This is a genomic window from Symbiopectobacterium purcellii, from assembly GCF_019797845.1.
Lineage (GTDB): Bacteria > Pseudomonadota > Gammaproteobacteria > Enterobacterales > Enterobacteriaceae > Symbiopectobacterium > Symbiopectobacterium purcellii.
The window spans coordinates 1,638,848-1,661,557 of record NZ_CP081864.1; the positions used below are offsets into that span (position 1 = coordinate 1,638,848).

At 49.5% G+C, this 22,710-nt stretch carries 11 protein-coding genes and 1 pseudogene; 7 read left to right on the forward strand and 5 right to left on the reverse strand.

Going from position 1 to position 22,710, the window contains the following annotated elements:
- Positions 1–126: 126 nt before the first annotated feature.
- Entirely contained in the window at positions 127–570 is a 444-nt protein-coding gene (locus K6K13_RS07615; protein ID WP_222160234.1) for a hypothetical protein, read from the reverse strand.
- Between the two features lie 1,397 nt (positions 571–1,967).
- On the opposite strand from K6K13_RS07615, the gene K6K13_RS07620 reads away from it, so the two are divergent.
- The 4 genes from K6K13_RS07620 (at position 1,968) to K6K13_RS07635 (ending at position 13,013) form a co-directional block, all read left to right on the forward strand.
- Positions 1,968–3,872, forward strand: a complete 1,905-nt coding sequence (locus K6K13_RS07620) for a collagenase (RefSeq protein WP_222160235.1) — start codon at positions 1,968–1,970, stop codon at positions 3,870–3,872.
- A gap of 601 nt (positions 3,873–4,473) precedes the next feature.
- Entirely contained in the window at positions 4,474–11,229 is a 6,756-nt protein-coding gene (locus tag K6K13_RS07625; RefSeq protein ID WP_222160236.1) for an Ig-like domain-containing protein, read from the forward strand.
- A 454-nt stretch (positions 11,230–11,683) separates the two neighbouring features.
- Complete coding sequence (locus K6K13_RS07630) at positions 11,684–11,851, forward strand: YqaE/Pmp3 family membrane protein (protein ID WP_222160237.1); 168 nt, start codon at positions 11,684–11,686, stop codon at positions 11,849–11,851.
- Positions 11,852–12,101: 250 nt separating this feature from the next.
- On the forward strand, positions 12,102–13,013 hold the full coding sequence (locus K6K13_RS07635; RefSeq protein ID WP_222160239.1) for an AEC family transporter: 912 nt from the start codon (positions 12,102–12,104) through the stop codon (positions 13,011–13,013).
- Here the strand turns inward: K6K13_RS07635 and K6K13_RS07640 are convergent.
- Positions 13,010–14,461 (reverse strand): sensor domain-containing diguanylate cyclase, encoded by a 1,452-nt coding sequence (locus K6K13_RS07640; RefSeq protein WP_434064594.1) that lies wholly within the window; start codon positions 14,459–14,461, stop codon positions 13,010–13,012. The genes K6K13_RS07635 and K6K13_RS07640 overlap by 4 nt on opposite strands.
- Positions 14,462–14,808: 347 nt before the next feature.
- On the opposite strand from K6K13_RS07640, the gene K6K13_RS07645 reads away from it, so the two are divergent.
- Positions 14,809–15,699 carry a lipid kinase gene (locus K6K13_RS07645; RefSeq protein ID WP_222161005.1) on the forward strand — a complete coding sequence of 297 codons (891 nt, stop codon included), beginning with the start codon at positions 14,809–14,811 and terminating at the stop codon, positions 15,697–15,699.
- A gap of 45 nt (positions 15,700–15,744) precedes the next feature.
- Here the strand turns inward: K6K13_RS07645 and K6K13_RS07650 are convergent, their stop codons facing one another.
- From K6K13_RS07650 to moeA, 3 genes are all read right to left on the reverse strand, one after another.
- Positions 15,745–16,344, reverse strand: a complete 600-nt coding sequence (locus K6K13_RS07650) for a nitroreductase family protein (protein ID WP_222160242.1) — start codon at positions 16,342–16,344, stop codon at positions 15,745–15,747.
- Between the two features lie 384 nt (positions 16,345–16,728).
- Positions 16,729–17,511: a molybdopterin-synthase adenylyltransferase MoeB gene (moeB, locus tag K6K13_RS07655; protein ID WP_222160244.1), complete on the reverse strand. Its 783-nt coding sequence runs from the start codon at positions 17,509–17,511 to the stop codon at positions 16,729–16,731.
- 2 nt (positions 17,512–17,513) lie between these two features.
- Positions 17,514–18,752 carry a molybdopterin molybdotransferase MoeA gene (gene moeA, locus K6K13_RS07660; protein WP_222160246.1) on the reverse strand — a complete coding sequence of 413 codons (1,239 nt, stop codon included), beginning with the start codon at positions 18,750–18,752 and terminating at the stop codon, positions 17,514–17,516.
- A 352-nt stretch (positions 18,753–19,104) separates the two neighbouring features.
- Here moeA and K6K13_RS07665 point away from each other — a divergent pair, with 352 nt between their 5' ends.
- Both K6K13_RS07665 and gsiB read left to right on the forward strand, forming a co-directional pair.
- Positions 19,105–21,015, forward strand: a complete 1,911-nt coding sequence (locus tag K6K13_RS07665; protein WP_222160248.1) for a dipeptide ABC transporter ATP-binding protein — start codon at positions 19,105–19,107, stop codon at positions 21,013–21,015.
- 99 nt (positions 21,016–21,114) lie between these two features.
- Positions 21,115–22,602, forward strand: a pseudogene (gsiB, locus tag K6K13_RS07670) (glutathione ABC transporter substrate-binding protein GsiB).
- Positions 22,603–22,710: the final 108 nt, after the last annotated feature.

Below are 22,710 nucleotides of genomic sequence, written 5' to 3' on the forward strand. Positions count from 1 at the left end.
GCCTTGCTCATTAACCCACAAATAATAAAATATTAAAAAATCATCTTTAACTTTAATGTATATACTTATAATGGGGATATCAAAGGAGTCAAGTTCTTTATAAAAATCAGGTGCTGAAGTATCAACTTATTTTATTGGATCTAATCTTCTCTTGTCGGTTGTGATAGCGACAAAATCCAACTTTATTAACATGTCTTGATCAAGACTGTTGCACTCTATTATCAAGTTACCTTGTGAATTTCTTACTAATGGACTTAATGACTGCCTATAATAAAAACCTGTCGGCATATTTATACAAACAGGAACTAATATTATATCAGCATCATTGGTTATATTTAAATCTAGACACACTTTGTCAGGTGGTGCATCAGTTGAAGAGTATGTAACACCAAAGGCTATAGCAGCAGCTGTTAAATTAACGACATCTTCTATTAACTTTAGCTGTACAGGTCCTATCGTGTCTTTATTTAACTCTACCCGTTTTTGATTCTCATAACCAATTAACATTTCAACGGCTGCCTCTTCATTATTGAGAGTATAAACTTCCCCGCCTTTTAGCTTATCTTTCATGATGTTATCACCTAATGTTTATTTTTAATATTATCTTAAGCTACACTATTAACATAGTCTATGATGGGTTTAATCTCGTCTGCTTTTCGTTTGTATTGTGTTTATTTCTTTTTTAAAATAATGGTCTGTTTGGGTTAGCGTTGTTGTCAGGCAATTTTTTTAGTACGTTGATATTCTAAATTTATCTGCTGTTTGGCACAGTCTTGTGATATGAACCATCTCTGTATCACATTGAGGATCTTCGCGGACATCCCTATTCTTGTCATGTGTGAGTGAAAACTAAAATAATAAATCCTGATAACCTAAAATGCCTGGCTCATTAGGCTGAGGTGCTTATAGCAATATTTTTTTAAAACAAGATCATGTGTTTAAATATGAAAAAATGATAAGAACAAGTGCCTCGTTGGTGGCGCTTTCGCTCATCGTTTTCATCACATCATAACAACCCGTAAGAATAAAACCGCCATTACCGTTAACGTCATTGGTCAGGTCTTTTAGTTCTTCCAAAACTTCCAGTGCCTGATGGCATAAGGGAACATAATGGTTTATAAGCGTTTTGGTACTATGGACTGAATGCATGACTGTGAGATTGCTTCGCGCTGTTCAGGGATAACCCATAAGGCACTTTTGAAATCTATCTCTGACCAACGGGAAAAAACAGAGTTGCTCTGGATCGATTGAATATCAGTAGATCGCATTTTATTGCCGGTAGGGTAAGCGTGCTACGGACTTTATAGTCTTCGATGCGCTCTGGTCGGAAGGTATCTCTTAACGTGCGATAGTTAATCAGTGTTTTCTGTGAAAGGTGAGCCACTTTTTCTCCGAATCGGTCAGATAGAAGAGAAATTTTCCGGACAGAATAACATATGATAATAAGTATTATGCTATTGCAATGACAATTTTCAGACAAACTATCTTATTTATACTGTTGAGGGGAAGTAACCCGATGCCTGTGACCATTTTATACCATTTTGTTTTTGTCAAGACTTGGTTTTTCATCATTTAACAAAGTCTCTATAATAACAAAAATAAGGTTTTTAGCTGATTTTATAGGGGTTATTTATATTAAATAATGAGTGAAATAGAAATAACTGAATTATTTTTTCAACTATGGGTGGGTATATAACTGTTTAAGTTTAGTGGTTATTAAAAGTAGACTTGGATGAATCTACTGGTAAATATCGAAATTCATCGATATGTCTTCTGTTTAGACTTTTTTTCTAACTATCAAACAGTGGGTGTTGTTGGTTTATACTTAAATTATTAACGTTAATAAGGAGTGTTCAATAAATATTAGTTTTAATTTTAATGCATGACTTGAAAAATAGATATATGCATAATTGCTAGAAGTGCTATGACGCTATTAGTTATTTGTAATTAAATGGAGATTGTTGTTTATGTCAGTAAATTTAAGTGGTGTCGGTTATAATCATCATTCAAATGTATTGTTTGATGAGATGACTAATGTAAGGAATAAAAAAAATGAAACTGTTTTCGAGAAAAAAAGACATTCAAGTGTCGAAAATGAAGTTGGGAAATACATCCCGTCAATATATTCAAATTCTCTTCAAAGTAAAATGAAGTTTACCGTATTAGAAAAAAAATTAATGGAAGATCTTCATGATGAAAAAGAATTATTCTTAAAAACAAGTTATCAACACTCTAAACAAACATTAACAGCCTCAATTAAAATTATTAATAAATTAATGCTCGAGCCAGAGATAAACAAACGTGATCTTGGTTTGTTGTCAAAATATATTGAAAGTTTTTATCATAGAGTTGATACATCAGGTCCATATTGGAAAAGCGACAACATTATTGTGTCTAGAACATTAAGCAAAATAGGAGACTATCTTGCTAAAACATATAATAATTTTCATGGCATATCAAATGAACCTGATAAAGCGTTATCAGGTTTAACAAGTTCTTGGGTAGGCGCGATGATAGAGATGACCAAGAATAATTCAAAAGGGGATAATCCTACTATAAATTATAAAAGTCTCAATGCAATATTGGAATATCATGTTTTAAACCAAGAGAAATTATTGGATAATTATGAATTCTCAGTTAACACTGGGAAGTTACTAAATTTAATTTATCATATAAGGCCTGGTTCACTAGATAGCCAGATATTATCTAAGAGTAAGGGTGCGATAGAGAAAAATTTATTTAAGCTTGTCAGTCAATCTTTAAATATAGTCAATTCCAAAAAAAATAATTTCCCTCTTTATCATATTCGCTGTGCCTTGGATGTACTGTCATCCATCATCAATTCTGAGAAGAGAAACAACCCTAAAGTTAGTTTTGAAACACAAAAAAACATTGATTTTAATTTAGGTGAAATATTGAAAAAATATAACTCCTTGCCCGCCAAAAGTGATTTGCGTGAGGAAATTAATGTTGTTTTGACTAAATATTTAGAAGATACTGGGAGACATTCTGAAAAAAACAACTCGTCCGTGTTTTCTGGTTTTTTGAAACCTATTTTAGAAAAAGAATTTATCCCGCATGATTTCAAACTTAATAGCGGATACAGAATACAATCTTCTTATCATTTTAATAATGAAGAGAAAAACAAACTAAATGTTATAGCAACTAAAGTTCTAAAGAATTTTCACGAATCATTCGGGGAAAAACGCGTAAGAGATGATAATTCAAAACCATTGGAAATTATAGTGATGAAGAATAAAGATCACTATCATCGATATGGTAACTATCCTTTCCGTATAGACACAAATAATGGCGGTGTTTATATTGAAGGGGATTCTAAAAACCCTAATAATCAGCCACGTATTTTTGTTTATATGAAAGACAACAATATCCATAATTTTGGACATGAAATTGTTCATTATCTTGATGGTAAATATAACAAGTATGGTGATGCTAATATGTATCCCTCAGAGGAGGTTACATGGTGGAGCGAAGGTTTGGCAGAGTATCTATCGCATGGGAAAAAAAATGAATATGCAGAAAGTGTTTTAATGAATTGTCCACCAGAAAACAGACCTAGCTTAATTCAAGCAATTGATATAGATGGTTTTTCTGCTAATGGACATAGCGAGAGATTATACGCCTGGCCATATTTCGTGCAAAAATTCCTCGACAGTTCACCACAAATGCGTTCTGTTCGCGGTGAATTAGTTCGCTCCCTAAGACAAGAAATTGGATCCAGCGGTGATAAACCTTCTTATTCTAGAGTTTTAAAAAACTTTGGCCAAAAATACAACGAGGAGTTTTATTATTGGCTAAATCAACAGTCTAACCATTCAACCAGTATAAATAGATACTCTACTCGCAGATGATTTAATTCAATGATTAAATAAAATGTGAAATTAATGATGTTTTAGGTTGTGTCTCTCTGTCGCGTAATTACGCGTTAATAAGACTGACACAACCTAGTTGCTATACATCAACGTGATTTTATGAACAACAGTGTTTCTGCTCTTTTTGATTTCAAAGACTTCATTGCAGTATTCAGAAAATATCTTTCACTTATAGGTATTAGTCATTGATTTTCTGCAAAAAATCAATCAGCAAGTATATCGTCAAGTATAAAAGCACCAAAATGATCAGTGAAAATAACCAATTTAGTAGGATCTGAGTCATGAATAAATGAAGCATTGGATAGCCACTATAACCACAATGATCGTGGGTGATTGTGAAGTGAGTCAGTATAAGAACTCCGAGATTGCGCTGGCTTACGGGCTTTCATGAGCCGTGTTCGGTGAACATTGTTTGAACGCCTATTCCTAAAGTTTGCGTGATAAGTGGTGATTCAGAAAACTCTGCAACATAATTAATTATCTCAGTTTGTTATTTTTTTTCGTGAATGCAAAGCGAAAGGTAATAGTGTCATATTCATGTGGTCAGGCCGAATAATGTATAATTAAATTGGTGTCGACAATGGAAATAATTAATACGCAGCCTAAGGTATTACGTTTAAAGGCGTTTGTCTGGTTACAACTGGCTTTTCATGCCTGTTTCCTTTTGTCGGCCACCCTAACACCATCAATTGTCACGGCTAACGATGAGTTGCGCTTTTTGCAAAGGCCTGCAAGCCAAAGTGGTTTGCAAACTCAGGATTACGTGCTGTCACCCGGTGAAACGACAGCCTCAGTGGCGAAGAAATTCAATATAAGCCTGGATGAATTGCGCAAACTTAACCAGTTTCGTACGTATGCGCGCGATTTTGAACAGTTACAACCTGGTGAGAAACTAGAGGTTCCATTAGCGCCACTGCCGCCAGTGCAATGGCACGAGTCCGGGCAAAGGGCAACGCCTGCCCCACTCAAGCAAGATGATACACAAGTCAAGAAAATAGCGGGTCTCGCATCCCAGACGGGGTCGCAGTTATCTCACAATAAAAGCAGCGATGCGGCCTCTTCACTGGCCCGAGGAATGGTCACTAACGAAGCAAATGCGCACATCCAACAGTGGCTCAGTCAGTTTGGTACTGCTCGAGTGCAACTCAATGCCGATGAAAATCTGAACCTCAAGAATTCTCAGGTTGACGTGTTAGTTCCTTTATACGAGGAACCTGACAAATTGGTTTTTACGCAAGGTAGCCTGCACCGTACCGACGATCGCACTCAGTCAAACGTGGGTCTCGGCCTACGCTGGTTCAATGATGATTGGATGCTGGGTGGCAATACCTTTCTTGATTACGACTTATCACGAGACCACGCGCGTATGGGCGTCGGAATTGAATATTGGCGTGATTTTATGAAATTGGGTGCTAACAGCTATCATCGCCTGACAGGCTGGAAAGACTCCCCCGACTTTGCTGATTTTCAGGAGCGTCCTGCGAGTGGTTGGGATGTCCGAGCACAAGGATGGCTACCTGCATTGCCGCAATGGGGAGGTGCACTGACCTTTGAGCAATATTATGGCAATGACGTTGCGCTGTTTGGTAAGAACAATCGTCAGCGCGATCCATACGCTTTTACCGCTGGAGTGAACTACACGCCATTTCCTCTCGCTACGTTCAATGCAGAACAACGCAGAGGCAAGGCGGGAGAAAGTGATGCGAGTTTAGGCGTACAACTGAATTACCGTTTAGGCGTGCCCTGGCGCCAGCAAATCGATCCAGATGCAGTAGGCGCGATGCGTCAGTTGGCTGGCAGTCGTTATGATCTGGTCGATCGCAATAACAATATCATCCTGGAATATCGCAAGAACGATGTTATTTCTCTGCAAACGGCCAATTTGGTTACTGGTTTTGCCAGGGAGAAAAAATCACTGCATGTCACGGTGGAGAGTAAATACGGATTAGCCCGCATTGACTGGTCTACGCCGAAGCTAATGGCTGCTGGTGGGCTCATTGTGCCTGAAAGTAATGATGATTACAGCGTAATACTGCCTCATTATCAATCCCCTCAGGGGGGTAACAGCTATATCATTACTGGCGTAGCAGTGGACAAGCGCGGCAATCAATCCTCGCGGACCAATACCCAGATTTTGGTCACTCAGGCAGCTATTTACGCAGAGAGCAGCACATTAACGCCAAAAAATATCAGCCTTCCCGCCGATGGCACCGCGCAACAACAGTTGGTACTCAACATCAACGATCGCGAGGGGACTCCGGTTGATATCTCAGACAGCGAAATCAGCGTGGAGCGGGTAGGAATCAATCGTGCAAGCAGCGACACCCTCTTAACGCCCTTCATTCGTCAAACAGCCGGTGAGTACATTGCTACCCTGACTGCTGGGACATACCCAGAGGCGTTTACCATCACGCCATCAGCGCGTGGCACCCGTTTTGCCTCCGCCAACGTGTCAGTGGTAGCGAATAGCCTCACCGCGCGTATCGAAGCGATGAACGTGGTAGACGACCGTGCCCTTGCCGATGGAAATGCACAGAATAGCGTTCATCTGATTGTTTCTGATGCGCAGGGGAACCGCGTACAAAACGTGCGCGTCAGCCTGCAAGCGACAAACCAAGCGATTGTTGCCGAGAGTGTGTTGACGGACAGTAATGGAGAGGCAACGGTGTTGGTCACCAGCATTCGGGCTGGCAGCAGTTCGCTTACTGCAACGGTGGGCGACAGTAATCGACGGGCTGACATTCATTTTGTGTCTGATAGCAGCACGGCTCATATCGCGGATGCCGATCTGTCAGTTCTGCCCGAAATCAGCATAGCGGATGGCAAAACGCTGAAAACCATTCGCGCTCAAGTGAATGATGTACAAGGAAATCCAGTGGCAAATATTGCCGTAGGGTTTAGCGCTGATAACGGTGCGGTTGTGGCGGCATCATCAGTGAACACCGATGCTCAGGGTCGCGTTGAGACGACGCTTCTTAGCACGGTAGCGGGCATATCTCGGGTAACCGCGGAAGTCAATCGACAGCAGACGACGAAAGAGACCGTCTTTATCGGGAACAATGCCTCAGCGCAGGTCGTCGCTGTCACACCCGCATCAGGTCCTTATATTGCGGATGGCCGCACCCCGGTGATCTTCAGTGCCAACGTTGAGGACAGCAATGGGAACGTGTTGTCCAACGTGGTGGTGGATTGGCATTCAGACCGGGATAGCAACCAGGTACGTTTCAGTCAGCGCCAAAGCAGCACAAATGCGGATGGGATTGCACAAACCAGCATTACCAGCACCCAGGCGTTTGCCGTCGCGGTGACGGCTTCCAGCAATGCGTCGACACACACGGCGTCCCCGATTACGTTCGATGGGGATCTCAACAATGGCACGATCGCGCTTTTGACGAGCGATCGGCCAACGCTGGTTGCTGGGACAACCGATCGCGCTACGGTCACTGTCAGGGTTGAAGATACGCAAGGCAATCCATTAGAGCGAGTCAGCGTCAATTTTGATGCTGACAATCAAGCCACTATTACGCCAACGCAAGGGCAAACCGATGAGCAAGGACACGTCTTTGCAACCTTAACGACGCTCAAGGCGGGCGCGATCCAAGTTCGAGCGACGTTGGATAATGGGCAGACGCAAAGGTTGCCACTTAATGCGCTGGCTGATACGCATAGTGCAACCGTGTCGTTACGTGCGGCATCCCCCACGGCCATTGCTGGCGGAAGTGGGGTGATGTTAACGGCAACGGCAGTTGATGGGCATAACAACCCGGTACCCGAGACCAGTATTGCCTGGCGTAGCAGCAATAATCAGCTTAACGCAACGGTGGCACAGACGGATGGGGTGGGAAATGCGTCGGTCATGTTGTCAGGCACTCAAGCTGGCACGACCGAGGTGACTGCATTGCTGTTTAACGGTAACAGCGACAATACGCAGGTGCAGTTCGCATCAGGGGGGGCTGTGGCTGAACTCAGTGGGTTAACGGTTCATCCGCAGTCGATAACGGCTGATGGCACAAGTGCTGCCACTGCGCAACTCACACTGAGAGACACCTGGGATAACCCGGTACTGGGTCAGACAGTGCGCTGGGCCTCGGATGAACCCAGTATTACATTTAGTGCAACCGAGTTGGGGGGCGGCGTATATCAGGCGCTGGTTACTGGCAGGCAGGAAGGCAGCTGGACGCTGAATGCAACCAGTAACGACGTCGTCAAGCAGGCTAAGTTGGGGCTATTGGCTAACCAAAGTACTGCGCTGCTGGCCTCAGTGACAGTGATCGGTTCGACCACCGCTAAAGCGGACGGTATTGAGACCATCAGGTTGCGGGCGCAGGTGCAAGATCAAAATGGCAATACGGCACTGGAAGGTGTTGCGGTGGGCTGGCAAAGTTCGCTTGGAACGTTGGCCTCTCCACTTAGCCATACTAATCAGGAGGGGGGAGCGGAAATCACATTGACTAGCACCCAGGCTGGGCAGAGTACCGTCTCCGCGGTGTTAGGCGGAGCGCAGCCGGTTACGGCTGATAGTCTGGTGACTTTCAGTGCGGGTGCGGTTGCGGCAGACAGGTCGCTGCTTATGGTCACCCCTGGCACCATCGTGGCCGCACTGGAGCAGGCTACCGTGCGGATTGTGGTGCGGGATACTGAAGGTAATCTGCTGGGGAATCTCAGCGATCGGATCACGCTGACCTACACGCCCGAACTGTTGATGTCTACCGGGATGTTCACTGAAGTCGCCAACGGTGTGTATATCGCTATGGTCACCGGCAATCGCGCTGGCATGACAACGGTATCGGCAGTCGTTGACGGTGTCACTCTCAATCAACAAGGTAGTCTCACCGTGAAGGCGGATAACAGTACCGCTGCTATACAGGGTGAAATAGTCGTCACTCCGACATCAGCAGTGGTGGGAGAGCGGGTGACTTACACGGCTACCTTAGTGGATGGTCACGGAAATGCACTTGGCGCCGGAATACCGGTTACCTGGAGCGCCAATGAAGGTAGCGCGTTGGACGCGCCGATGACACACACTGACGATAACGGCAGTGCCTCGGTAACGCTTACACGCCTGCTGGTTGGCACGGCGCAGGTAAGCGCCATCCTGCCGTCAGGGGCAACTGCGGCCCCGGATGTGATGTTTAGCGCAGCGGCAGCGGATGAACCCGGTTCTCAATTAAAGCTTGAACCTGCGACCATCATTGCGGGCCAGACAACGGCTACGCTGTGTCTGTTACTGCGAGACAAACACGGTAATGCATTAGCGGGACAGTCAGTCAGCGGAGTCAGCGATAACAATGCGGTAAGCCTGGGGGCGAGTCATGAAGTGTCTGATGGAGATTACCGCATCACGGTGTCTGGCGAGCGTGCGGGTGACGCATTACTGTCCATAATGGTCAACGGTTCGGCATTTAGCGAAAGCAGAATGTTGTCCGTAACGGGTGACACCAGCAGTTGGCGCCTTTCTGAGGTTACAGCGAACACCACCCGTTTTACCGCCGGAGATGCACAGGGCGTGACCTACAGCGCGCGAGTAACGGATGCGCATGGCAATGTGCTGGCTGGGGTGGTTGTCTCATGGCACTTGAGCGGGCAGGCAAATGGCTTTGCGCCAACGTCTCGCACCAATGAGAACGGATTAGCCACCACGCAGGTGCAGAGCCAGACGGCAGGTGTATTGCGTATGACGGTACATCTGGATGAGGAGAACAGCCTGCAAGCCGAGCCGGTGACAGTGATCGCCGGAGCCATAGATGACACTCGGTCAACGTTCAGTAGTGACAGAGCCCTGCTGGGCTCTGACGGTATCGACGCTGCCAACCTGACCGTCATTCTCGCAGATCAATACAATAATCCCATTTCTGGTAAGGTCGTGACGATCAGTGGCGCGGAGGCGTTGAGCGGCTTCACGATCGGTGCGGTAACCGATAATGGCAATGGTAGCTACCAGTCGCAAGCAACCTCAATGGCTAAAGGGCAGGTAACGCTAACGGCCGAGGCAGACGGTATCTCAATCGGTGCTGGTATCACTATTGTCGTTGGTGCTGTGACGCCTGAACTGCGTTTTGCAAATGCGAATCAGCAGGTGGTCTTTACGCGGAATTTCACCGCATCTCAACCTGTTGAGGGACTGCCAGATGGCATGCCGCAACAGTGGTCTAGCACCGATGAAGGGGTTGCAGTCGTTGATGGCTCAACGGGGATTGTTACTCTGCTGAAATCAGGGGAAACGACAATTTCAGTCTATATGCCGGGCAATGCGCAATACAACCCCGCGCTGGGAAGCTACCGGCTGAGCGTGGCAAAAGCCGATCCGCAGATCAGCGCTGGCGACGGCGCTCCGATCAATGCGACCTGGTCTGACGGTAAAACCCATTCCGTTGTTGCACGATTTGATAATCCGGATGCAGAGGCCATGTTGATAGCACAATATGGCAGTAATGATACGGGGGTGGTGACCGTTAACAGCGAGGGGATCCTTACTGCCGTGCGTCCTGGCAATACTCTGATAACGGTGAGGACGCAGGAAACGGAACAGTTCAGACCCAGTGAAGTTTCAGTCGTCTATATCCTGGATAAGGGAACGTTGAGTATCCATTTTGCAACAGCAGAAGTGAGCACGACGGATGAAGAGGACTTTACGCTTCAGACTCCGGAGCAAGCGGTGCCTTCGGACGCTGATACCCTCTGGCAATCCAGCAACAGTGCTGTAATAAATCTATCTGAGGCGGGCGTTGTTCAGGGCGCTGTGAGTAAAGGCCAAACCCGTCTTACCCTCAGTGTACTGGCAAACGATTTTTATCATGCCAGTACGGGTTACCACGATGTCTTGGTATTCTCCCGCCCCTTACTGAGTGTCGGCACGGTATCCTACATTTCCCGCGGGAGCAGTAATACTAGTGGTGCCTGGCGCCCGTTGTTTACTGATGACAGCATGTCAGTCCCCTGGAGTGTGGATAACGCCAATGAGTTTAGTGCAACCCGGAGTGTCAACATTTATCTAAAAGATGCCATTGGGGCGGTATTGGCACAACAAACCACAACGTCGCTTAATGGTCCTCAACTCATGACAATTTCACCAACGCCGAATTTCTGGGGTAAAGTGGCGACGCTCACTGTGGTGGCTGAGGGGACGGGAGCCTTGAAGACGGAGTTCACCAAGACGGTGACGATTGCCTCTGCTGGCATTGCCGATGTTAAAAATTTTGTGATAGGGCTGGCCCGAGTCGGCACAGTCAAGACTTCCACCAATGAGTCTACGAGTTACTGCAGAGCAACCTGGCTTGCTGCAAATACTGAGTGGCGTGGTGGGGGGGGAGATTATCTTTTATGGCGGGGATTTTAGCGGTAAAACGCTATTATCCCCGATGACTCTGGTGATTATTACTGGCATTGATGGCTATAACGAAAATCAGGAAACAGCCAGATTAACCAGTTCGTCTCTCAATTATGTCCGTAATCAGGTGCTATTAGAACATGGACCTACACTCAGAGAAAATTGCTGGACTGACCATCAAGCCGCCTTTACGGCGTCTTATCAGATTCATTTCGGCGGGATAAGTCAGAGTTTTAATCTCATTAGCAGTGCATGGCTGGGGGGCGATAGCCTTGCCAATGCGCATAAGAGCGTCATTTTCGATAACACTAATAACCCGTAGTCATAAATGCGCACCAATAAAGTGGTTATTTTTATCACGACTCGAGTGTCGGAAAGCATGATTATTGTCAGTGTATTTACTTTGTACTAGGCTCAAAAGGAACGGGTGACGCGTTCCTTTTGACGTATAGCGGAGGTAACCATGGGATTCTGGCGTATTGTGTTAACCATTCTTCTTCCGCCGTTGGGTGTGTTATTAGGGAAAGGGGTAGGGCTGGCGTTTTTGCTTAATATCATACTGACATTGCTGGGCTATATTCCGGGTTTGATTCACGCATTCTGGGTGCAGACCCGACCTGAAACGCGTTGATCGCCTGCATCGCGGGTATTCACCAACACCACGGCGTGCCGTGGTGTTTCATTAAAGAGCATTTGCTGCTTTTAGCATCGCTGTGATGCCGATCGTTGACGTATCTGGCCTTTTTGTGCTGATCACATGCGATTGTCATGATATCCCTCATTACTGGCATAGCGGAGAATGGTATCGTTACGCCTTCACTGCTGCTGCATTTAGCCCTGCTCAAGTCTGATGCGGTGCGGTCTGTTTTTGGGGATAAGAGATGGTTGATGTTCTGATAAAAGCATTTTCATTTATTCTGGTTATTATCATTGGCTATCAATTAAAACGGCGTGGGGTGTTACAGCCGGAAACGGGAACGGCGCTGTCCAAGCTGATGATGAATTTTACGTTGCCAGCCGCCGTTATCACGGGGTTTGCCAGTTTTCAGGTCGATCACTCGCTGTTGATTTTGGTGGCGTTTGGGCTTGGCTGTAATCTGCTTTTGTTAGGGGTTGGCTATATAATTGGCCGCCGTCGCCCGGAAGGGCTGAAAGCGTATTACATGATCAACTCGCCCGGTTATAACATTGGCTGTTTTACATTGCCCTATGTGCAGAGTTTTCTCGGGCCGGTTGGCATTGTGGCCACCTGCCTGTTTGACGCCGGAAACTCGGTCATCTGCACCGGGGGAAGCTTTGCCGCGGCGTCTGCCGCAACCGGCAGAAGTTCCGGTTGGCTCAACATTATCAAACGCTTGTTTTCATCCGTGCCGTTTGATGTCTATGTGTTCCTGATGATTGCCGCGTTGATGGGATGGCATTTGCCGCCGCAGATAACCCTGGTGGTTTCCACGCTGGGCAATGCGAACCCCTTTGTCGCCATGCTGATTATTGGTATGCTGCTTGAAATCAATATCGAACGCTCGCAGTTAAAACACGTGTTGACCATTTTGTTGCTGCGCTACGGTTCCGCGGCGGCGTTTGCCTGTTTGTTCTATTTCTTCACGCCCCTGCCGTTGGAGATCCGTCAGGTGTTGGCGGTGGTGGTGTTTGCGCCGCTTTCTTCGTTGTCACCGATATTTACGTCGCGCTTTAGCGGCAATTTATCTGTGGTCGCCAGCTTTGCCAACTCGGCATCGATCATGATAAGCATTGTTATCATGACCGTGCTGCTGACCAGTATGCAGCTTTAAAGCGTTGGGGTGCGGCGATGGCGCTCTGCGTTGTTGTCCGCACTTTCTACCCGATTGCGGCCAAGTTGTTTGGCGCGATACAGTGCAATATCGGCGCGATTGATAAAGGTGTCCAGATTCTCATTTTCGCGATACTGGGTGACGCCCACGCTGATGGTGATGTGGATTTTTTCTTTTTGGTATGACACTTCGGCGATTTCCACTGCCCGGCGCAGAATATCCGCCCGTTGCAGCGCATTCTCCAGCGTACAGTCATCCAGCAACACCACAAACTCCTCGCCGCCCCAACGACAGGCCTGATCGGAACTGCGGATCGCTTGAAGTAGAAGTTGTGCAATATTTTGCAGCACCAAATCACCCACGCCGTGGCCATAGGCGTCATTAACCCGTTTAAAATGGTCGATATCCAGGATCAGGATTGACATGGGGTTACGATGAGTAAATCGCATGGCACGCAGACGTTTGAAAAAATAATCAAATGCCTGTCGATTCATCACGCCAGTCAGTTTATCCGTGGTAGCCATGCGTTCGAGGCGACGCTGGTAGCCGCCGATGGTCAACCACAGCAAAAACAGAAACAGCAGACTTGCCGCCAGGCTGACACCCAGATTTTTCATCAACGTAATCCACAGTCGATGCTCACTGGGGTGGCTACGTTGTTCGATCATCAAATACCAGTCAAATTCGGGAATCAGGCGCGTATTGAGAAATACCGGACCGTCGTCGTCATATTGATAGCTGCCGCCTGGATTGGTCAAAATGGCAGTGGCAAGAGGGGATAATTCCGGCTGCTGGTGGATGTTTAGCGCATGGCGAAAATCATCACCGTGTAGCACCACCTGGCCGCTCTTGTCGGTAAAATAGATGGTTCGACGATAACGCTCCTGATATTTTTCAATCAGATGTTTAACCTTTTCAACCGAAATCCCGACGCCAGCAATACCGATAAAATTACCGTTGTAGTCTTTGACCTTGTGATTGATAAATATATCGAGGCGGTCGCGTTTTTCCGGATCGTGCCCCACGTCAATCAGATAAGGATGCTCATCCGAAAGTTCGCGCGCCTGAAAATACCACTGATCTTCTTGAACGCTCTCAGACATGGTTTTTAAAATCCGCTGCGGATCGTAATAACGTTTGGTTTTGTCAGAAATAAAAAAGGAAAAAATGGTATCGAAGCGATTATCGATTTCACGCAGATAGCGGATCATGGCTTGCGGGTCGGATTCATTCTCCAACACCCAGTCGCGCACGAAGGTATCGTGCGCCATCAGCGAGGAGATAAAAATAGGGCGTAGCAGGTCCTGCTGAATTTCTGAATAGACATTGTCACTGGTGAGCGGCAGGGTATTTTCTTTGATCTCCGCTTCTAGGGATTGTTGAGCCACTTTAAAGCTGGTCCAACTGATGATCAGAAATGCGGTCAGTAGCATGACAGTGAACAACATGGCTGCTCGTGTTTTATTTAACCATACAGCGCTTGTCATTAGATCTACACGCAAAGCTGTACCCTCATAGTGTTCTGTGCGGGAGTGAAGGACGCCGCTGATTATGCATCAAGATGATAGATGCAGCTAACTGAAGTTAAGCAGTCGCCTGACAAAACGGCAAACAGGCGTGTCATTTCTCTTGCGCGTCCTCCAATGTTGCTCAAGCGAAAGTCGAAAGCCCATTCAATGTCATGTTTTGTAGACTAATGTCACCTTAGGCAAGAGGGGTTGAGTGAGCGATTTATCCTGTGGTTAAATCGAGGGTTATTTAGGCACGCCATACGGGAAAAACAAATATGCCGCCGATGCTGACAAGCCAACAGCAACCCGCCACGGCCTTGTTGTTGATTAATGAAAAATCAAGGAAGGGCGACTGCGCACGCAAAGAAGCGTTGGCTCAGCTGACGGCGCAGGGACTGCGAGTGATCGTTCCCAGCGCAGACCTAACGATGACCTACAGCGAATTGATCGAGCACTATGCCGATCGCGTCGATAGTGTCATCGTTGGGGGCGGCGACGGCAGCCTGAACGCGGCCGCTTCGGGCTTGGTGGCTACAGGGTTGCCGCTGGGCGTGCTACCGCTGGGAACGGCCAATGATTTTGCTCGCACGCTGGATATCCCCTTCGACCTGAACCGCGCCATTGCGGTGATCGTTGCTGGTCATCGTCGGCCTGTCGATTTAGGCAAGGTGAACGGTCATCTGTTCTTTAACGTATCCAGTATTGGTTTTTCTGCTGCTTTGGCGCGTGAGCTGACGGCTGAATCCAAAAAGCGCTGGGGAACGCTCGGCTATGCGCTGGCTGCCTGTAAGCTGTTGCGACAAAGTCGGCCATTTCGTGCGGAAATTGTTCATGAAGGCACGGCCGAGCGTGTCAGAACGGTGCAAATCTCGGTGGGTAACGGGCGTTTTTATGGCGGTGGTATGACAGTAGAAGAGCGCGCTGCGCCGGATGACGGGCTGCTTGATTTCTATAGCCTTGAAGTGACCCACTGGTGGCAGATGATTGCGCTGCTCCCGTTTTTACGTCGTGGCACTCAAGGGCGTTGGCGTCAGGTGCGGGCCTTCTCCACGACAGAACTGATACTTAACACTCGGCGACCGCACGATATCAACGCGGACGGTGAGCTGATTGGTCGCACACCGGCGCACTTTACCATCGAACAAAAAGCCATTGAGGTGTTTGCTCCGCGCTGATTCAGAGGCGTAACTACGCCCCTGAACGTCAGTGCGGTTTATTCCTTATTTGAAGACGCGGAAACGGGTTTCGTCATCAATATAGGTTTTCTCACCGGCGGGTTGCTCAATGGAGCCGAACGGTAACTGCGCCCGCAGTTTCCATTGTGCGGGTAAATTCCAGGCTTTTTTCACGTCGTCATCAATCAGCGGGTTGTAGTGCTGTAGTGATGCGCCGACGTTTTCTTGCGCCAAGGCGGTCCAGACGGCAAACTGCGCAATACCGGTGCTGTGTTCAGACCAAATAGGGAAGTTGTCAGCATAAAGCGCGAACTGCTTTTGCAAGGTCTCGACAACGTCGGTATCTTCAAAGAACAGCACGGTTCCTGCGCCCGCTGCAAACGAGGCCAGTTTTTTTTCGGTAGGCTCAAAAGCGTCCGCGGGCACGATTTTTTGGAGCTGATGTTTGGTGATATCCCACAGTTTCTTATGCTGTGTGCCGAACAGGATCACGACGCGAGAACTTTGTGAGTTGAAAGATGACGGGCTTTGTTTCACTGCCGTAGTGACGATTTCGGTAATTTTTTCTTCAGAAATCGGCAAATGTGAACCGATAGCATAGATGGAACGGCGAACCTTGATAGCCTGCAAAAATGCGTTGCTCATGCGTTATTCCCCTCTAATCATTCCTCATCAGGATGTTATTTTGCAACCTTGGCGCAAAATATCCATACCCTAAATAATTCGCGTTGCAGGAAGGCGGCAAGTGAATGACAAATCTGTCTGGAACAGATTTGAACAGCGCTTGCGCTGGCCCGTAGGGTGAATCTCAGGGATGAGATTCATCAATCCCGATGAGCTTACTTACGTAAGTGATTCGGGTGAGTGAGCGCAGCCAACGCATCTGCAACGTGAAGTATGACGGGTAGATGATACTCTGGCACCCTTGGGTTACAGCTTCAAGTCTGATAACTCAATACCATAGAAGAATAGCTGCTAAGCAAAAATGTGCTTAACCGATGAGGGGGAACCCGCGCTACTGCAGCCCGATCAGTGCCCGCACACCTCGCAGTGTGGACTTTTGGGTAGCGTTATCGTGCGAAATTGAGTGGTCATGGCGTCATACAACACCAGCCGACCGACTGCCGGTTCGCCAAAATGCGCCAGCAGTTTGATCGCTTCCATCGCCTGCAAGGCACCAATGATACCGACCAGCGGGGACATCACCCCGGCTTCGGCGCAGGTGAGCACGTTTTCACCAAACAGTCGGCTTAGGCAGCGGTAGCAAGGTTCTTGTTCACCGTAGGTAAACACGCTGATCTGGCCTTCCATGCGAATGGCGGCACCAGAAACCAGCGGCGTTTTGCTGTGAAAACAAAAGCGGTTGAGGCGATCGCGTATCGCCACATTATCGGTGCAATCCAGCACCACCTGATGGCGCGTTACCAGCGCCTGTAAGGCCTCGTCCGCCAGATCGTCATTAATGCATTCCAGCACAATATGGGGATTAATCGCGGCCAGTTCTGTCGCGGCAGAGGTGACCTTTGCCATATTAATACGTGCATCACGGTGCAAAATCTGGCGTTGCAGGTTGGAAAGCGCAACGGTGTCAAAATCCAGTAACGTCAACTGCCCTGTACCCGCCGCCGCCAGGTACTGCGCTGCGGCACACCCCAGGCCGCCCAGTCCCACCACCAGCACGCTGGCCGCTTTCAGCGCTTCCTGCCCGTCAAAATCGAAGCCTTTCAGCATGATCTGGCGGTTGTAGCGCAGCATTTCGCTGTGGCTTAGTGCATCCTCACACTCTGGTGCTTCAGGGACGGTAGTTGACATACTCACTCTCCCAGCAGTGCGTTGAAGGGTTCGATTTCAACCCACTCTCCGGCGGCGACCGCACCGCGCTCGGCTTCCAATACGATAAAGCAGTTACCCAGGCTAAATGAGCTGAAAATGTGCGAACCCTGATGGCCTGTGGCCCTGACTTCCAACTCTCCGAGATCATTTCGGCTAACAATACCGCGTTGAAAATCGAGGCGGCCGGGGGTTTTCTTCAACGCCGAGGCCGCTTTCACCCGCTGGCGCGGCGGGAAGTGCCACTGGCTGTGGCCGGAAAGCCGCGCGATGAGCGGTTGCACCAATTGGTAGAAGGTGACGGCAGCAGAGACCGGATTACCGGGCAGGCCGCAGAACCAGGCCTGACGCAGTTTGCCAAAGGCGAACGGCTTGCCGGGCTTGATAGCCAACTTCCAGAAATGGATGTTACCCAAATCGTCCAGAATCTGTTTGGTGTAATCGGCTTCTCCCACTGAAACGCCACCGCTGCTGATGACCAAATCGGCCTCGCTGTCGGCGCGTTGAAACGCGTCGCGCAGGGCTGCCGGATCGTCGCGGATAATGCCGAGATCGAGAATATCGCAGCCCAGTTTTTCCAGCATCAGGCGCACGGCAAAACGGTTGGTGTCGTAAATTTGCCCTGCCTGTAATGGCTGACCGATACGCTGTAACTCATCGCCGGTAGAAAATAGCGCCACGCGCAGGCGACGCATTACGGTGACCTCAGCCACACCCAGCGATGCCAGCAGCGGCAAACGGGCTGCCCCCAATGCGCAGCCCGCTGCCAGGACGCGCGCGCCGCGCTGAATGTCTTCGCCTGCCAGACGGATATTTTGTCCCGCCTTCGCCGGGTGCGTGAAGCGTACGCCGTTAGCCTCAGCTTCGGCGTATTCCTGCATGATAACCGCCTCTGTCCCCGGCGGAACCGGTGCACCGGTCATGATGCGGATACAACTTCCTGTGGGCCAGTCACCCACAAACGGATTACCGGCAAACGCTTTCCCCGCCACGGGCAGCAGTGTATCACCCTGTGCCAGATCGGCCATGCGCACGGCATAGCCATCCATCGCGGCATTGGCAAAGGCGGGCACGTCAAGAGGGGAGGTAATGTCGGTGGCGGTGATGCGGCCCGCAGCCTGCTCAAGCGCGACGGTTTCGGTCTGCGCCAGCGGTGAAACCAGCGCCAGCATACGTTGCAGCGCTTGCTCAAGCGCGAGTAAACCTGAAGTAAATGCTTCCATGATGACTCCATTCGCCGACATCTTTGCGTCGGGAGGTCGGGCAAAACGCGATACAGTGCACTGGGATTACGCCAGCAAAGTGATCGCTATTATGTCAGAGAACACTCTGCGGGTGAACGTGACAACGTCAAGGTTATGGCAGGAAAGTGCACCATCAGGGAGTAACACGCTTTAATACTGAACAGGTATAGACGGAATGATTATGTGCTGTAACGCAATGTTATAAGAGACATATTTTATTCATTGCACGGCAGTTTTATGCTAAACCTCCCTCAGTGTGCTAAATAAAACTAAAACCGTTTTTCATACGGACTGGTTCCGCTGCACGTTAAAACAAGGAGAGACATCGTTCATGATATCCCATGCGCCCGTGCGTGAAGCGACTGATACTACACTGATTCTGCCCGAACAGCAGATTCTGTCAGTGCGGTCACTCGGCGTGCGTTTTCACGCGCAGCGGGAGCCGGTATCGGTGATCCACGATCTCTCGTTAACGGTGGCTCGCGGTGAGACGTTGGCGATCGTTGGTGAATCCGGTTCTGGTAAATCGGTCACGGCGTTAGCGATCATGCGTTTGATCGAGCAGGCGGGGGGCAATATTCATCACGGTGAGATTCTGTTTCGCCGTCGTAATGGCCATATTCTGGATGTCACAACCGCCAGCCAGCGTGAGATGCGTCGTTTACGCGGTGCGGACATGGCGATGGTATTTCAAGAGCCAATGACCTCGCTTAACCCGGTGTTTCCGGTGGGGGAGCAAATTGCTGAGTCCATTCGCTTGCATCAGGGCATGTCTGCGCGAGACGCGAAGGCAGAGGCGTTGCGCATGCTCGATCTGGTAAGAATCCCGGAGGCGAAAAGTGTGCTGGGCCGTTATCCGCACCAGCTTTCCGGCGGCATGCGCCAGCGTATCATGATCGCCATGGCACTCTCCTGCAAACCGACCTTGCTGATAGCCGATGAACCGACCACCGCGCTCGACGTCACTATTCAGGCACAAATCTTACAACTGATTCAGCTATTGCAGCGTGAAATGGCGATGGCCGTGATTTTCATCACCCATGATATGGGCGTGGTAGCGGAAGTGGCCGATCGCGTGCTGGTGATGAATAACGGGCACTGTGTCGAAACCGCCGGCGTGAGCGAGATATTTGCCACGCCGCAGCATGTGTATACCCGTGCATTGCTGGCGGCAGTACCGACGTTAGGCGAGATGCGCGGGCGTAGCGAACCGGCACCGTTCTCACTGCATCTCAGCGATGCCCCTGGGCAGGTAATGGTCCCGCAAGCCTCGGCCAGCCGGATACCGGCAAGTCGACCCGAACCATTGACACCCGTGTTGCACGTGCGTGATCTGGTCACGCGATTTCCGCTGCGCCGGGGAATACTCAACCGCGTTACCCATCAGGTACATGCGGTGGAGCACATCAGTTTCGATCTTTACCCCGGCGAAACGCTGTCGCTGGTCGGGGAGTCTGGCTGTGGAAAATCGACCGCAGCGCGCGCTTTGTTGCAACTGGTGCCGAGCCAGCGCGGCACGATCACCTTTGCCGATGAGCGCATTGAAGGTCTGGGCAGCGAGGCGCTGCACCGGATACGCCGCAATATTCAACTGATTTTTCAGGACCCGTATGCCTCGCTGGACCCACGTCTGACGGTGGGGTTCTCGATCATGGAGCCGCTGTTGGTCCACAAGGTGATGGATAAACAGGCCGCTGAAGTGCGGGTGGCGCAACTGCTCAAGCGGGTGGGGCTGCTGCCAGAGCATGCCGGACGCTATCCGCATGAGTTTTCTGGTGGGCAGCGGCAGCGCATCTGCATTGCGCGTGCACTGGCGCTAAACCCCAAAGTGGTGATCGCTGATGAGGCGGTGTCAGCGCTAGATGTCTCGATCCGGGCACAAATCGTCAACCTGATGATGGAATTGCAGCAGGAATACGGTATCGCATTCCTGTTTATTTCTCACGATATGGCGGTAGTCGAGCGTATTAGTCACCGCGTTGCTGTGATGTATTTGGGGCAGATTGTGGAAATCGGCCCGCGTCAGGCGGTGTTTGAGAATCCTCAACATCCTTATACCCGTAAACTGATGGCAGCAGTACCGATCGCCGATCCGGGCCGCCGCCATCACCGCCATGCACTGCTGGCGGATGATATACCCAGCCCTGTTCGGGCGCTGGGCGATGAACCAACGATCGCACCGCTGATCGAGGTGGGTGAACGGCACTATGTGGCCCACCATACGATTGCGGGCGCTTATTGACAGAGGATACAGGGAGATACGATCACAATGACACTTTTGACTCGCGTTAATCTGCTCACAGCCAAACGTGCGGGGGCGCTGGCAGTGGCGGCAGCCTTGATGGCGTCTGCACCGGCCTGGGCGGCGAAAGATGCTGTAATTGCTGTGGCATCCAACTTCACCACGCTCGATCCCTACGATGCCAACGACACCCTGTCACAAACGGTGGCAAAATCGTTCTATCAGGGGCTGTTTGGCTTCGATAAGGACATGAAGTTAGTCAACGTGCTGGCCGAAAGCTATCAGGTCAGCGACGACAACCTGACCTATACCATCAAACTGCATACCGGTGTGAAATTTCATGACGGCACCGATTTCAATGCACAGGCGGTGAAGGTGAACCTCGATCGCGCCAGCAATCCGGAAAATCGCCTGAAACGTTATAACCTGTTCAAGGTGATTGCCACTACAGAAGTGGTGGATCCGCAGACGGTAAAAATCGTGCTGAAACAGCCGTTCTCGGCTTTTATCAACAACCTGGCACACCCTGCTGCGGTGATTATTTCACCTGCCGCATTGCAACAATACGGTAAGGATATTGGTTTTCATCCGGTGGGTACTGGCCCTTACAAGTTTGTCACCTGGAACCAGACGGACTATGTGAAAGTGGAGAAATTCTCCGGTTATTGGCGTGCCGGGCTACCCAAACTCGACAGTATTACCTGACGTCCAGTCGTGGATAACAACACCCGCGCCTCGCTGCTCCAGACCGGCGAAGCACAGTTTGCGTTCCCGGTGCCGTTTGAGCAGGCCAAGGTGCTGGAGAAAAATGATCAACTGGCGGTGGTGACATCGCCTTCTATTTTGCACCGTTATATCAGCTTCAATGTCACTCAAAAGCCGTTTGACAATATCAAGGTGCGGCAGGCGATTAACTATGCCATCAACAAAGAGGCGTTAATCAAGGTGGCATTCTCCGGTTACGCGGTGCCGTCACAGGGACCGTTGCCAAAGAGCATCGATTTTGCCCAGCAGTATCAACCGTGGCCTTACGATCCGGCAAAAGCGCGCGAACTGTTGAAAGAAGCGGGCTACCCGGATGGATTCACCACCACACTGTGGGCATCGCATAACCACAGTACGGCGCAGAAAGTACTGCAATTCACCCAGCAGCAGTTGGCGCAGGTGGGGATTAAAGTGCAGGTGACGGCGATGGATGCCGGGCAGCGTGCCGCCGAAGTAGAAGGTAAGGGCGTGAAGGAGACTGGCGTGCGTCTGTTCTACACCGGCTGGTCCGCCTCAACCGGGGAAGCTGATTGGGCGCTGACGCCGTTGTTTGCCACGGCGTCTTGGCCACCGGCGCTGTTTAATACGGCGTTTTACAGCAGTGAGCAGGTGGATGCCGATCTGGCGAATGCGTTGAAGACTACCGATCGTGCGCAGAAGGAAAAACTGTATAAAGACGCGCAGGACAAAATCTGGGCGGATGCCCCTTGGGCGTTTTTGGTGACGGAACAGCTGGTTTCAGCTAACAGCAAGAAACTGAGTGGGTTCTATGTGATGCCTGATACCGCATTCAGTTTTGATGAGGCTGATTTGGCGCAATAAGTGGCGCTGGGTTTTCTCAGCCGCGTAATAGACGCGGCTGAGAACCTGGTCGTTTCCGTGTTGCCGTCGCGCGAGGAACCAGGCGCGGCGAACGCTATGCCAGACAAT

Coding starts and splice junctions, on each gene's coding strand:
- moeB (WP_222160244.1), bottom strand. CDS start 17,511: ATGTCAACTACCGTCCCTGAAGCACCAGAGTGTGAGGATGCACTAAGC.
- K6K13_RS07665 (WP_222160248.1), top strand. CDS start 19,105: ATGATATCCCATGCGCCCGTGCGTGAAGCGACTGATACTACACTGATT.
- K6K13_RS07625 (WP_222160236.1), top strand. CDS start 4,474: ATGGAAATAATTAATACGCAGCCTAAGGTATTACGTTTAAAGGCGTTT.
- K6K13_RS07630 (WP_222160237.1), top strand. CDS start 11,684: ATGGGATTCTGGCGTATTGTGTTAACCATTCTTCTTCCGCCGTTGGGT.
- K6K13_RS07620 (WP_222160235.1), top strand. CDS start 1,968: ATGTCAGTAAATTTAAGTGGTGTCGGTTATAATCATCATTCAAATGTA.
- K6K13_RS07640 (WP_434064594.1), bottom strand. CDS start 14,461: ATGTTGTTCACTGTCATGCTACTGACCGCATTTCTGATCATCAGTTGG.
- K6K13_RS07650 (WP_222160242.1), bottom strand. CDS start 16,344: ATGAGCAACGCATTTTTGCAGGCTATCAAGGTTCGCCGTTCCATCTAT.
- moeA (WP_222160246.1), bottom strand. CDS start 18,752: ATGGAAGCATTTACTTCAGGTTTACTCGCGCTTGAGCAAGCGCTGCAA.
- K6K13_RS07615 (WP_222160234.1), bottom strand. CDS start 570: ATGAAAGATAAGCTAAAAGGCGGGGAAGTTTATACTCTCAATAATGAA.
- K6K13_RS07645 (WP_222161005.1), top strand. CDS start 14,809: ATGCTGACAAGCCAACAGCAACCCGCCACGGCCTTGTTGTTGATTAAT.
- K6K13_RS07635 (WP_222160239.1), top strand. CDS start 12,102: ATGGTTGATGTTCTGATAAAAGCATTTTCATTTATTCTGGTTATTATC.